Origin of the sequence: Pedobacter sp. UBA4863 (assembly GCF_002399615.1) — a bacterium.
Lineage (GTDB): Bacteria > Bacteroidota > Bacteroidia > Sphingobacteriales > Sphingobacteriaceae > Pedobacter.
This window is the reverse complement of sequence record NZ_DHDZ01000051.1, coordinates 12,244-24,037: the sequence shown is the minus strand read 5'-3', so window position 1 is coordinate 24,037 and position 11,794 is coordinate 12,244. Positions and strand designations below refer to the sequence as shown.

Below are 11,794 nucleotides of genomic sequence, written 5' to 3'. Positions count from 1 at the left end.
CCTAAATGCACAACAGGTTAATTGAATATGAAATAACCAATCAGACACGATTTAAAGTTTGGATGTCTAAAGATAGGCTAAGCGTCTATTTTTGCATGATGAATTCCGATAACAACGTAATATGGGTACTTACAAACGGTAATAGTGTATATATGAACTCCTTCTAGCCCCCCTCTGGCTTAAGGTTGTTCTAGCGCAAGCGTCCGCTTGTGCTAATTAACAAATAGAAGAAATGAGCACAAAATATAAGATACGAGACCAAGAGCAGCTTTACTTTATAAGTTTTGCGGTGGTTTATTGGATAGATGTATTTGTAAGAAATGAGTATAGGGAGGTGTTATTAGATAGTTTACGTTACTGCCAAAAGAATAAGGGGCTAGAGGTTTACCAGATTAGGCACAAGCGGACGCTTGCGCCCAATGTCATTAAGTTAAGAAGTTTAGTCCGTTGGCGAGGACGCCAACGTCCGCAAAATCAAGTGTTGGCGTCCCCGCCAACGCTTAACTTAATGACATTGGACTTGCGCTAAAGAGGGAGCTGTTTTGTAACTTCTGTAATGATAAACAAAACTTACTTTTTTCTACACTAATTAAAGAGAAATTGCCTTGCTAAAAATTAAATTATTAGTTTCGCTTATGGCACAAGAAGATTTAACTAAAATAACTACCGCAGAGCTACAGAAAAAAGCAAAAATAATGAGGCTTACTATATTTACGATCAGCATTGCTATGATTATAATGACGATAGCTAGTGCTATGCTTTCTGTTAAAAAGGGCTTTAACGCTATCACTATTACCGCTATTTGTTTCTTTCCTTTGGTAATTATATTTTCAGCACAGCTGAAGAAAATAAACGCAGAACTTAAAAGTAGAACAAATTAAGAGCTGTTAGTAAATTAACAGATACAAGTAAACATAAACGATAGGCGCTGCAATCAATAGGCCATCAAAACGATCTAAGAAACCACCATGGCCAGGTAAAAATGTTCCCGAATCTTTAACATCTAAGCTTCGTTTCAACATCGATTCTACCAAATCCCCAAGCGTACCAAAGCAAGAAATAATGGCCGCCATACCTGCCCAAACTATGGGTTCTACTTCGGTAAACTGATAGGCAATAGCAATAGAAACCACCAAGCTGGTAAAAACACCGCCAAAAAAGCCTTCCCACGATTTTTTAGGCGAGTGCCTTTCGAACAGTTTACGCTTGCCCAACTTCATCCCAAATAGATAGGCGCCGGTATCATTGGCCCAAAGCATCAACAAAAAAGCCAATGGAAAATGAAAACTATAGGTATTAAAATCCATGATAAAACCCAAAGCATAGAAGAAACAAAACGGAAGGGTTACATATATAAAACCCACAAAGGTGTAAGAAATATTAGCAAAGGGTATTTTGTTTTTCTTGTACAACTCTGCAATGAACACAGAAAAAACTAATGGAATAATGAGCAACAAGTATTTAAGCTCGAAATGCAAGAAATGATATGCCGCCGTAGTTAAAAAGATGAGCGTAGCAAGTGCAACCCCTATATTTCGATGAGGACGTATGCCCCCTATCTTTACCATTTTGTAAAACTCTAACAAGGCTACCAAACTTAACAGTAGGTAGAAAGCAGTAAATGTGTAGGGCCCTAAAAAAATGGAACCCAACATGACGATAGTAAAAAAGAATGCGGTAATGGCTCTGGTTTTCATTTTGAAATATGAGTGTTGAGATGTGTGCTTCGTTTGTTTAGTTATTATCTTCGGACTTTCCGACACCTAACTTTCGGACTAAACCAAACAAAGCTAAGGTTAATATTGCACTAATTAAATAACCATACCAAGGCATGCTAATATCTTCGGCATTATTGTAAGATTGATTATTGGCTTGCAGGTAATAAGCTACACAAACGGCATAGGCATTATTTAAAAAATGGGCAAAAACGGCGTACCAAATGCTGCCCGTCCAGAAATAGACATAGCCAAATGCTGCCCCTAAAAGCAACCGAGGCAAGAAACCATAAAACTGAAAGTGAATGGTGCTAAAAATAATGGCCGAAAGCCATATAGCCACGTGCGCATTAGATTTAATGCGGAATATGGTACGCTGCACCGCCCCCCTAAATAGAAATTCTTCGCAAATAGCAGGTACAACAGCAATAACAAAGAGGTTAACCAGCAAATGCCCCGTGCTTTTCATTTTAAGGATGGCTTCTGTAATTTTAGCCATGTTATCTTCTTGATCACGCATCCAGCTTTCTATCCCTTTTAAAAACGCTGGAAATACCATTTTTTGGTTCCACTCGTTAGAAAAGGCCATTAAGGGCATCCAACAAATAGATAATATTGCCACCAAAAGCAATAGGTTTAATTTAGGTGCGTCCAGGCCATAAAAACGGGTAGGCTTTTTACCTTCTATAATGGCTAAAAAAATTGCTGGCACTAAAAACAATCCAATTTGCTGCGCCACCAATAAAATTTTAAATGCCGAAACATCGCTATAATCGTTAGTTGCCGCAGCACGCAGACCATCCATACCACTGGTAAAAAAAACAACGGCAAAGCCCAATACCGCAAAAGCTACCACGCCTATAAGGGCAAATAACAACAAGTACAATAATTGTAAAAAAGGACTGTTTTCGTGCTTGTAAGTGCTATTTTGATACATTATTTTTTTTATTCGTAACTTTGTGGCGTTTTAATATTTTACTCTCCGTCACCCTAAACTTGTTTCGGGGCCTGGTTAACCGATGCCGACCTGTAGCGAAACCTGTGCCGATTTATCGGTAGCGCAAAGCTACAGTAAAATAAATTCAGCATGACGTGAGTGCTAAACACTAATTGGCTTTGAAGATAGAAAAATGTCTGTAAAGATAGGAAATATAGATTTAGGAGAATTCCCTTTATTGTTGGCGCCGATGGAAGATGTGAGCGATCCGCCTTTCCGTTATGTGTGCAAACAAGGCGGGGCAGACATGATGTACACCGAGTTTATCTCTTCGGAAGGACTGATCCGCTCTGCGGCAAAAAGCAGGGCAAAGCTTGATATTTTTGAGTATGAGCGGCCTATTGGCATCCAGATTTTTGGTAGCGATATAGAAAGCATGCGTGAAGCAACGGAAATTGCCACCTTGGCACAGCCAGATCTAATGGACATTAACTACGGTTGTCCGGTTAAAAATGTAGCTTGCAGGGGCGCTGGTTCTGCTTTGTTGCAAGACATTGATAAAATGGTAAAAATGACCGAAGCCGTTGTAAAAGCCACCCATTTGCCCGTAACCGTAAAAACCCGCTTAGGCTGGGACGATAATACCAAAAACGTAGAGGAAGTTGCCGAACGTTTACAAGATATAGGCATACAAGCACTTACCATACACGGCCGTACCAGGGCACAATTATACAAAGGCGAGGCCGATTGGACTTTGATCAGGGAAATAAAGCGTAACCCGCGTATAAAAATTCCAATTTTTGGCAATGGCGATATTGATAGCCCAGAAAAAGCGGCCAACTGGCGATTGGAATATGGTGTAGATGGGATGATGATTGGTAGAGCTGCTATTGGTTATCCGTGGATATTTAGAGAAATAAAACATTTTTTTACCACTGGCGAACATTTGCCTGGCCCAACTTTAGAAGAGCGAGTAGCAGCCTGTAGAACGCACTTAACAAAATCAATTGAGTGGAAAGGGCCAAAAGTTGGTGTATTTGAGATGCGCAGGCATTATGCTAATTACTTTAAAGGACTACCAGATTTTAAACCTTATCGCATGCAGCTAGTTAAGGAAGAGAATATAGACACCTTATATACATTACTAGACGAAATTGCTGATAAATATTTGAACGTAGCCCTCGTTTCTGAAATGGCTTGATTATTGAGCAAACAACTTTTAAAAACTCATTGTTATGGTTACATCAATTACCCAAGGTGTAAAAATTTCGGTCGATACCATTTATCAGGATGAACATTCTAACCCTGAGGCTGGGCACTTTATGTTTGCCTACCGTATCCATATCGAAAACCTTAGCGATTACGAGATACAACTGATGCGCCGCCAATGGTTTATTTTTGATTCTAACGGCACCGTAAGAGAAGTAGAAGGCGAAGGCGTGGTAGGTGTACAGCCCGTAATTACCCCTGGCGATAGTTATGCCTACGTTTCTGGTTCTAACCTTAAAACAGACATTGGCAGTATGCGTGGTAAATATTTAATGCGCCGCACTATTGACAACACAGAGTTTTTGGTTAATATTCCCGAGTTTGAGCTCATTGTTCCTTTTAGGTTGAATTAAAAGGGCCCTCTTTTTCTGAATAGGGCAAACAACTTCTTCCTTTCCAAACCTTCTTGTACAGAGTTTGTAACTCCGAAGCACTATCATAGGGTTTTAATTCGAACAACAAGTAAGTATTATCTGCTCTGAGTTAAAATAGAAATTATAAATTCCTTGATAGGGAGTTCGACATTACAAATGTTGAACAGCTGAATTGTACAAAAAATAGCTATTGTTATTAAATAGCTTATTATCAGGCAACAACACGTTGTTTTCCAAAAGCATTAAAATAAATTTCAAAATATAGGGTAACAATTTTCGTGAGGAGGTGATATACCATTGAAACAATCAATTTTTAACCTTTAAAAAACACGATCATGAAAAAGTCTATTAAAATTATTGCTGTACTTGCAATTGCCTTAGTTACCCTATTTGCTTGCAAGAAAGATAAAGAAGAAGTTAGAAAAGAAGAAAGATTTTCTGTGGGCATGAAGGTAGCCACAGCCAGGGGCGGTACAGAAGCTGCCATTTTAATTGGTACCAAAGCAGAGCTTAAAGCAGCTTTAACTCAAAAAGATGGTAAAGTTTACCTTAAAAAAGTATCAGAAAAGAACAATGTATTTGTTCCGGTGGTAGATGGTACAGTTGGCCCTGTAGATCCAGTTAAGCCAATAGACCTATGCTGGAAAGAAATAGATGCTTACTATGAGGCAAACGTGGGTACTTGGAGAGAACAAGCCAACCAAAACTGTAAAGATGTGGTAGTTTGTTTAACCTGTCCTAATGCTGGTGTTGGTTTGTTTGTACTGTATGTGATTAAACCCAACTCGCCTAAATGTCTTGTACTTGATGCTTTCGAAGCGCAGTTTAGCTTGTCGGCCTTTAACTTTAACAACAACCAGTTAGATAGTGAAGCGGTAGCTAACATTATTAAAGAAAAATAGCGCATAAAGTCTATCTAAAATAAAAAACAGCTTTTGGCGTCTCCAAAAGCTGTTTTTTTTATTAATGCCAGCTTCGCTATTGCTGTAAATCATCCCAAAACTCTACTGCCCTTCTGTAATGCGGAATAACGATAGAGCCACCTACCAAATTGGCTATCATAAAAACTTCGTTAATTTCATCGTTGGTAACGCCTTCGTTGTGGCATTTTTCTAAGTGGTATTTTATGCAATCATCGCACCTTAAAACCATCGAAGCCACTAAGCCCAACATTTCCTTTGTTTTTACATTTAATGCGCCTTCGGCATAAGCAGTAGTGTCTAATGCAAAAAAACGCTTAATATTGGTATTGGCGGTTTCCATTACCCGTTCGTTCATACGTGAACGATAGTTGTTAAACTCTTCTACTAATTTTCCCATGATTTGGTAATGATTAAATGAGGGTATGTGAATGATTGAATATGCAATAATATCATCGGACTTCCGTCTTCCGACATCGGACTTCTACAGTTCTTGCAACGGATCCCAAAACACTTGTTTAAAGTTCTTAATTTTATCGTTAACTACCGTAATTCCTTCTTTTTCTAACAATGCTTGCATTAAACTTGGTGGCGAGAAATGAAATCTACCGGTTAGCAAACCGCTACTGTTTACTATTCTATGTGCGGGTACTTTAGGGCTGGCCTGCCCTGCATAAGCCATGGCATGTCCCACCATTCTCGACGAGTTGGCTACGCCTAGCGCCTTGGCTATTGCGCCATAAGAGGTAACCCTTCCTTTAGGCACTAGCCTTGCCACTTCGTAAACTTGTTCGTAAAAGGTTAGGGCATGGGGCATTTTGGTCTATGGTTTTTTACCTTTAGTCTTTATGAAAAAGAAAACTGAATATAATTAATGTTTTTATCTTTTTTAAGATAAATCCGTTCGTAATGCGTTTTGATAGAAAGTACCTCATCGGCCAAATCAGATTGGTACAAATGGTTGGTATCTTTATGGGTTAGCAAACCTAGTTCTGCTATTTTTTCCTTCGTGTAGCTATACAAACCATCATTATCGGTTTTTAGGTTAATTTTAGCACCGTTACGCAGTAAAAGCTTATACTTTGCCAAGAAATTTGGCGATGTTAAGCGCTTACGTTCCCTGCTAATTTGCGGCTGTGGATCGGCAAAAGTAATCCAAATCTCATCCACTTCTTGTTCGCCAAAATACGCCAACAAATCTTCAATTTGGATGCGTAAAAAAGCAAGGTTTGGAATTCCTTCATCAACACCCGTTCTAGCTCCTCGCCAAATTCTATTTCCTTTTAGGTCTATACCAATAAAGTTTTTTTCTGGGAAAAGCCTAGCCAAACCAACCGAATATTCTCCTTTTCCGCAAGCCAACTCCAATACCACAGGATTATCGTTTTTAAAATGGGTTTTTGCCCAATTTCCTTTCAATACTTTGGCTTCGTCTAATTGATATACGTTCGGAAAGGTGTTTATTTCCGCAAATTTTCTGAGTTTGTCTTTTCCCACAATTAAAAATTAAAGTGCAAAAGTAATTAAATTGTTTACCCCATTGGATAAAACTATCCTTTTTGTTAATTATCCAACGGAACGAATTGTTAAATTGTTGTTTCAAAAAGTTCACTTTTTGCGAACTTATATTTATCTTTGTTTAAGAAAATGAAAGTCCACCTGATTAAAAAACAGACTTTAGAAGATTTTGTGCATGTACATCCACAAAGTAAGACTTCGCTTGAAGACTGGACAGAAAAACTAAAATTTGTCGATTGGGAAGAGCCTAACGATATGAAACAGACCTATAATACTACCGATTTGTTAGGCAAAAGTAGTAACAGGGTTGTTTTTGATATTGCAGGAAATAATTATCGAATGATATGTAAATATGTTTTTGGAGCAAAACAGGTACATTTATTTGTATGTTGGATGGGTACACATGCAGAATACGATAAAATTTGCAAACAAGGCAGACAATACACTATTAACCTTTATTAACATGGAAACAACCGCAATAAGATATACCATCATTAAAAACAAAAGCCAGTACGAGCAATATTGTAATCAACTGGAAACGTTACTTGCGCATGAAAATAGCGCACCCTTGCAAGATGAAATTGATTTATTGACCTTGCTGATTGAAAAGTACGACGAAGAACACAGTACGTTTAAAGAAACCGACCCAATTACCCTGTTGCACTCTTTTATGCAGGATTATCATCTAAAACCACAGGATATGACAACCATATTGGGTATTGGCAAAAGTTATGTGTCTGATATTTTAAATTATAAAAAAGGGCTTTCAAAAGAGGTAATTAGAAAACTGGCCGACTATTTTAAAGTAAGACAGGAAGCGTTTAACCGTCCCTATAAATTAGTTTCGCCTATAAATGCCCATTTGCGCAATGCCAGTGTAATGAATACCACAAAACAGATCCAATACGCTAAGTAAGGCTCAATTTCAACAAAAAAACACGGGTTGCTAACATCCTCTTATCATTAATTGTATCAATCCTAGGAAAATAACAATCAATAAAAAGGCCTCTCGAGTGCTAAACCAGCCATCGGATTGAACAGCCCCAAAGTCCCTTTGGGCAGTATGTTCATATTTAGATGGATTTTCTATTTCCTCCCTCTGTTGGAATCGTGGCCTAAGCATATTTTCTATTTCTGTATTTAGCTGCTTTCCCTCTAGGTAAACCTCTTTCCAATTTTCAAAATCAGTAAGATTATTAATAGGATAACGGAGCCACATACCATAACTATCTTCAGGGCGTTTATGCGTAAAGTATAAAGAAAGTCCTTTATTAATGTATTTATTGCTACGGATAACATGGAGCCTTTGTTCTGCCCATTGCCTGTGTGTGGGGTGGAGATAAGCCGTACGGATGTTTTTGGTAATTTCTGTTCCAAAATTTTTTTCTGCTCTTAGAACTCTATCTAGTGCATCGGTAACCTCAACAGGCAACAATCCCGACAAGTTTTCTTCTGAGCAGTTGAGCAAATAATGATTAAAGGCATTTTTATTTAGTATTCTTAGAGCTGACAGAATCATCTCGCCACTCATCTTTTCCTCGTAATATTGTTTGCTGATGTGAACGTCATGTGGGTCTATTTTAAGATTGATATAAGCGAGCAGTTTAGGGTGACCATCAAGAATGTAGCATTAGGTGATAAAGGTATTGATATTGGCTGAATTTTAGGAATTATAAAGATATCTATTTGAACAAATTACCGTCATAACCGCAAAACCTCAACAATAGGTTTCCAGTTTTCTCCTTAACTTGCAAAAAATTAAGAGAAGCATAGGGGCTATGTATTTTTTCGTTGTCATATTCTCAAACCCTCATTCATTAACCTTGTAAATTCCGTACATAAAATGACATCAATTCTTTTTAGAACTCTCCTCCTATTCTTCAGCATATCTTTCTTTTCTACTGCTTTTGGGCAGCAAACTTTTAAGGTTTCTGGTCGGGTTAAATGTGCCGAAACGGTAATCGAAGCGGCAACCATCAACATTGTTGAAATAAAACGCAATATTTTAACCGATAGTTTGGGCAATTACGAAGTTGAACTTAAAGCCGGCAACTACACTTTTCTAGTTAGTGCGGTGGGCATGGCAACCCTACAAAAAACCTTTAAAGTAAGAAACCACCAAACTTTAAATTTTGAGTTGGAAGATAGCGCTAACAAGCTCAACGAAATTGTAATTTCTACCACTAGAGACAGCCGCAGCCTGGCCAGCCCACAAATGGGCACAGAAAGGTTAAACATGAAAGCCATTAAAAACATCCCGCTTATTTTTGGCGAACGCGACGTAATGAAAGCCATACAGCTTTTGCCGGGCATTAAATCGGCAGGCGAAGGCGGAGCGGGTATTTATGTGCGTGGCGGCTCGGCAGACCAAAATTTAGTGCTGATGGACGATGTGCCTGTTTATAACGCAGCGCACTTAATGGGCTTCTTTTCTACCTTTAATCCGGATGCGGTAGAAGACATTACGGTGTACAAAACCGGTATGCCATCACAATTTGGCGGAAGGCTTTCTTCGGTTTTAGACATTAAGATGCGACAAGGAGATAACGAGAAATTCTCGGCTTCTGGAGGCATAGGGTTGATTTCTTCTAAACTTACTTTGGAAGGCCCTATTAAAAAGAATGGGTCATCATTTATACTATCTGGCCGAAGAACTTATGTAGATGCCCTGATACGACTTTCGCCAGATAGCACCATCAACCAAAATATCATGTACTTTTACGATGTAAACGGCAGGGCCGACTTCCAATTGGGAGAGCATGATAAGTTGACCTTTTCGGGCTATTTAGGGAGCGATAAACTAGGCTTGGCCGAAACTTTCGGTTTAAGTTGGGGAAATGGAATTGCCAACGCACAATGGAAGCATCTCTTCTCGTCAAAACTAAACTCAACCACAACGGTATCTTATAGCAGCTACCAAAATAAAATAGAAATTAATACAGGCATCGATAACGTTCGTATTTTTTCGCAGTTGAAAGATTGGGCATTAAAACACGGTTTTTTCTGGCAAGCATCTGATAGAAACCTAGTGAAATTCGGCTTTAGCTCCATTTACCATACGGTTACCCCAGGAGAAATTACTTCGAAGGGGGCTTCAAGCTACAACCCCATAAATTACCAAGAAAGATTTTCTTTAGAAAATGCGCTTTTTGCATCGAGCGATTGGCAGGCAACAGAAAAACTGAATGTGGGTTTTGGGTTGCGTTTAACTGGTTTTAGCGTATTGGGCGGAGGAAATTTTCTTACCGTAGATCCGGCAGGAAACATCATCAATAACACCTATTACAAAAAAGGAGATGTGGTAAAAACCTATCTCAATTTAGAACCTCGCTTATCGTTAAGCTATCTGTTAAACCAACAAAGTTCTTTAAAGGCATCTTATGTAAGAAATGTACAAAACATGCACATGATTTCTAACTCTACCTCTAGCCGCCCAAGCGATAAATGGCTGCCCAGTTCGTTAATGGTTAAGCCCGAAGTTTCTGATCAGTTTGCAACAGGATACTATCGGAATTTATTCGAAAACGCTTTTGAATTAAACGTAGAAAGCTATTATAAAACCATGAATAACCAGATTGACTATAGGGATGGCGCCGAAACTTTCAACTCTGACAATATAGAAACACAAATTTTATATGGTATTGGCCGAGCCTACGGTTTAGAAATATTGTTCAAAAAAAAGAAAGGTGATTTTACGGGATGGCTGAGCTACACTTTGTCTAAAACAGAACGTCAAATAGAGGGAATTAACAGTGGTAACTGGTACAATGCCCGTCAAGACCGTACGCATGAAGTGGCTTTGGTAGGTTCTTACCAACTAAATGAAAAATGGAGCTTAAACGCTTCTTGGGTTTATTATACTGGCGATGCCATTACCTTTCCAAACGGAAAATATAATATGGATGGCCAGGTTTTTCTTTACTATACCGATAGAAACATGTATCGTATGCCAGCTTACCACCGCTTAGATTTGGGGGCCAACCTACAGTTAAAGAAAAAGAAAAATTTTAGTTCAGAGCTTTCATTTAGCTTGTACAATGCCTATGGTCGAAAAAACACCTATGCTATTACCTTCCGCGAAGTAGAAAATGACCCTTCAAACACAGAGGTAGTACGCACCACATTGTTTAAATTTCTACCATCAATTTCTTATAATTTTAAATTCTAAAACCTGATACAGATGAATAATTTAAAACAGATCATTACGCTCTTTTCCATTGTTTTTCTTTTTTCTTCGTGTGAGGAAGTAATAGAATTGAATTTAGATACGGCGGCAGAAAAATATGTAATAGAAGCCTTATTGACGGATCATGACAAAGGCGCCCGTGTATTGATAAGTAAAACTAAAAGTTATAGTACTTCAAATAATTTTGTAGGTGTTACCGGAGCTGTTGTAGAGATAGAAGATGCCTTAGGCAATGTTACTCGATTAACAGAGGTTTCAAAACAAGGAGTTTATCTAAATGCTACCCTAAAAGGTAAGCCAACACAAACTTACAAGCTTAAGGTAACCGTTGGTACACAAACATTTACGTCGGCCTGTACAATGCCTGCTGTAGTGCGGTTAGAAGATGTTTATCCGTACGAGCTGAGTTTGTTTGATGGCCCACGCTGGTTTACTCATGCAAGATATACCGATCCAATTGGTGTAAAAAACTTTTATCGTTTTATCGAATATAAAAATGGTATCTATACTAAGTCTATTATGGCTGCTAACGATGAATTTACCGATGGTAAAATGGTTATCCAAACTATATTTCCTTATGAGTTTACCGAAGAGAGCAAACTTAAAAAAGGCGATAAAATAAGGTTAGAATTTTTAACCATAGCAGAACCTGTTTACAAATATTGGTTTAGTGTAGATAACGGAGCACAGGGCGTAAGAAACAGTGCAGCTCCGGCTAATCCGGTAAGTAATATAAAAGGAGGCGCTATTGGCTACTTTAGTGCACATACCATACAAAGCGGAGAATATACTATTCCATAAGCAGACCTGCTTTAATTTATATTGCTTAAGTTTATAACAAAAATAACTTTCTACCCGTAGTGCATTATTGCTTT

General features: G+C 38.3%; 14 protein-coding genes. 8 read left to right on the top strand and 6 right to left on the bottom strand.

Annotated elements, in window-relative coordinates; translation table 11 throughout:
* Window positions 1-635: 635 nt before the first annotated feature.
* Window positions 636-881 carry a hypothetical protein gene (locus B3I52_RS13675; protein ID WP_293302186.1) on the top strand — a complete coding sequence of 82 codons (246 nt, stop codon included), beginning with the start codon at window positions 636-638 and terminating at the stop codon, window positions 879-881.
* A gap of 6 nt (window positions 882-887) precedes the next feature.
* Here the strand turns inward: B3I52_RS13675 and B3I52_RS13670 are convergent, their stop codons facing one another.
* On the bottom strand, window positions 888-1,697 hold the full coding sequence (locus tag B3I52_RS13670) for a phosphatidate cytidylyltransferase (protein ID WP_293302184.1): 810 nt from the start codon (window positions 1,695-1,697) through the stop codon (window positions 888-890).
* A gap of 37 nt (window positions 1,698-1,734) precedes the next feature.
* The gene (locus tag B3I52_RS13665) at window positions 1,735-2,652 is read right to left on the bottom strand and encodes a CPBP family intramembrane glutamic endopeptidase (RefSeq protein ID WP_293302182.1); all 918 of its coding nucleotides are present in this window, start codon (window positions 2,650-2,652) and stop codon (window positions 1,735-1,737) included.
* 193 nt (window positions 2,653-2,845) lie between these two features.
* Between B3I52_RS13665 and dusB the strand changes: the two genes are divergently transcribed.
* From dusB to B3I52_RS13650, 3 genes are all read left to right on the top strand, one after another.
* A complete protein-coding gene (gene dusB / locus B3I52_RS13660) occupies window positions 2,846-3,853 on the top strand; it encodes a tRNA dihydrouridine synthase DusB (RefSeq protein ID WP_293302180.1) in 1,008 nt (335 codons plus the stop codon).
* Window positions 3,854-3,887: 34 nt separating this feature from the next.
* Complete coding sequence (apaG, locus tag B3I52_RS13655; RefSeq protein ID WP_293302179.1) at window positions 3,888-4,274, top strand: Co2+/Mg2+ efflux protein ApaG; 387 nt, start codon at window positions 3,888-3,890, stop codon at window positions 4,272-4,274.
* Between the two features lie 356 nt (window positions 4,275-4,630).
* Window positions 4,631-5,197, top strand: a complete 567-nt coding sequence (locus B3I52_RS13650; RefSeq protein WP_293302178.1) for a hypothetical protein — start codon at window positions 4,631-4,633, stop codon at window positions 5,195-5,197.
* 76 nt (window positions 5,198-5,273) lie between these two features.
* On the opposite strand, the gene B3I52_RS13645 is transcribed toward B3I52_RS13650, so the two are convergent.
* From B3I52_RS13645 to trmB, 3 genes are all read right to left on the bottom strand, one after another.
* Entirely contained in the window at window positions 5,274-5,615 is a 342-nt protein-coding gene (locus tag B3I52_RS13645; RefSeq protein WP_293302176.1) for a carboxymuconolactone decarboxylase family protein, read from the bottom strand.
* 84 nt (window positions 5,616-5,699) lie between these two features.
* The gene (locus B3I52_RS13640) at window positions 5,700-6,032 is read right to left on the bottom strand and encodes an MGMT family protein (RefSeq protein ID WP_293302174.1); all 333 of its coding nucleotides are present in this window, start codon (window positions 6,030-6,032) and stop codon (window positions 5,700-5,702) included.
* 29 nt (window positions 6,033-6,061) lie between these two features.
* The gene (trmB, locus tag B3I52_RS13635; RefSeq protein ID WP_293302172.1) at window positions 6,062-6,712 is read right to left on the bottom strand and encodes a tRNA (guanosine(46)-N7)-methyltransferase TrmB; all 651 of its coding nucleotides are present in this window, start codon (window positions 6,710-6,712) and stop codon (window positions 6,062-6,064) included.
* Between the two features lie 150 nt (window positions 6,713-6,862).
* Between trmB and B3I52_RS13630 the strand changes: the two genes are divergently transcribed.
* Together B3I52_RS13630 and B3I52_RS13625 are read left to right on the top strand one after the other, a co-directional pair.
* Window positions 6,863-7,195, top strand: a complete 333-nt coding sequence (locus B3I52_RS13630; protein WP_293302169.1) for a type II toxin-antitoxin system HigB family toxin — start codon at window positions 6,863-6,865, stop codon at window positions 7,193-7,195.
* 1 nt (window position 7,196) lies between these two features.
* On the top strand, window positions 7,197-7,649 hold the full coding sequence (locus B3I52_RS13625) for a helix-turn-helix domain-containing protein (RefSeq protein ID WP_293302166.1): 453 nt from the start codon (window positions 7,197-7,199) through the stop codon (window positions 7,647-7,649).
* A gap of 30 nt (window positions 7,650-7,679) precedes the next feature.
* Here B3I52_RS13625 and B3I52_RS13620 read toward each other — a convergent pair whose 3' ends face one another.
* Entirely contained in the window at window positions 7,680-8,264 is a 585-nt protein-coding gene (locus tag B3I52_RS13620) for a hypothetical protein (protein WP_293302164.1), read from the bottom strand.
* A 312-nt stretch (window positions 8,265-8,576) separates the two neighbouring features.
* On the opposite strand from B3I52_RS13620, the gene B3I52_RS13615 reads away from it, so the two are divergent.
* The gene (locus tag B3I52_RS13615) at window positions 8,577-10,901 is read left to right on the top strand and encodes a TonB-dependent receptor (RefSeq protein WP_293302161.1); all 2,325 of its coding nucleotides are present in this window, start codon (window positions 8,577-8,579) and stop codon (window positions 10,899-10,901) included.
* Between the two features lie 12 nt (window positions 10,902-10,913).
* Window positions 10,914-11,720, top strand: a complete 807-nt coding sequence (locus tag B3I52_RS13610; protein WP_293302158.1) for a DUF4249 domain-containing protein — start codon at window positions 10,914-10,916, stop codon at window positions 11,718-11,720.
* Window positions 11,721-11,794 lie beyond the last annotated feature (74 nt).

What these genes read in the sequence shown, in the direction of transcription:
- B3I52_RS13675 (WP_293302186.1), top strand. Translation starts at nt 636, where the DNA reads ATGGCACAAGAAGATTTAACTAAAATAACTACCGCAGAGCTACAGAAA.
- B3I52_RS13670 (WP_293302184.1), bottom strand. Translation starts at nt 1,697, where the DNA reads ATGAAAACCAGAGCCATTACCGCATTCTTTTTTACTATCGTCATGTTG.
- B3I52_RS13665 (WP_293302182.1), bottom strand. Translation starts at nt 2,652, where the DNA reads ATGTATCAAAATAGCACTTACAAGCACGAAAACAGTCCTTTTTTACAA.
- dusB (WP_293302180.1), top strand. Translation starts at nt 2,846, where the DNA reads ATGTCTGTAAAGATAGGAAATATAGATTTAGGAGAATTCCCTTTATTG.
- apaG (WP_293302179.1), top strand. Translation starts at nt 3,888, where the DNA reads ATGGTTACATCAATTACCCAAGGTGTAAAAATTTCGGTCGATACCATT.
- B3I52_RS13650 (WP_293302178.1), top strand. Translation starts at nt 4,631, where the DNA reads ATGAAAAAGTCTATTAAAATTATTGCTGTACTTGCAATTGCCTTAGTT.
- B3I52_RS13645 (WP_293302176.1), bottom strand. Translation starts at nt 5,615, where the DNA reads ATGGGAAAATTAGTAGAAGAGTTTAACAACTATCGTTCACGTATGAAC.
- B3I52_RS13640 (WP_293302174.1), bottom strand. Translation starts at nt 6,032, where the DNA reads ATGCCCCATGCCCTAACCTTTTACGAACAAGTTTACGAAGTGGCAAGG.
- B3I52_RS13630 (WP_293302169.1), top strand. Translation starts at nt 6,863, where the DNA reads ATGAAAGTCCACCTGATTAAAAAACAGACTTTAGAAGATTTTGTGCAT.
- B3I52_RS13625 (WP_293302166.1), top strand. Translation starts at nt 7,197, where the DNA reads ATGGAAACAACCGCAATAAGATATACCATCATTAAAAACAAAAGCCAG.
- B3I52_RS13620 (WP_293302164.1), bottom strand. Translation starts at nt 8,264, where the DNA reads ATGAGTGGCGAGATGATTCTGTCAGCTCTAAGAATACTAAATAAAAAT.
- B3I52_RS13615 (WP_293302161.1), top strand. Translation starts at nt 8,577, where the DNA reads ATGACATCAATTCTTTTTAGAACTCTCCTCCTATTCTTCAGCATATCT.
- B3I52_RS13610 (WP_293302158.1), top strand. Translation starts at nt 10,914, where the DNA reads ATGAATAATTTAAAACAGATCATTACGCTCTTTTCCATTGTTTTTCTT.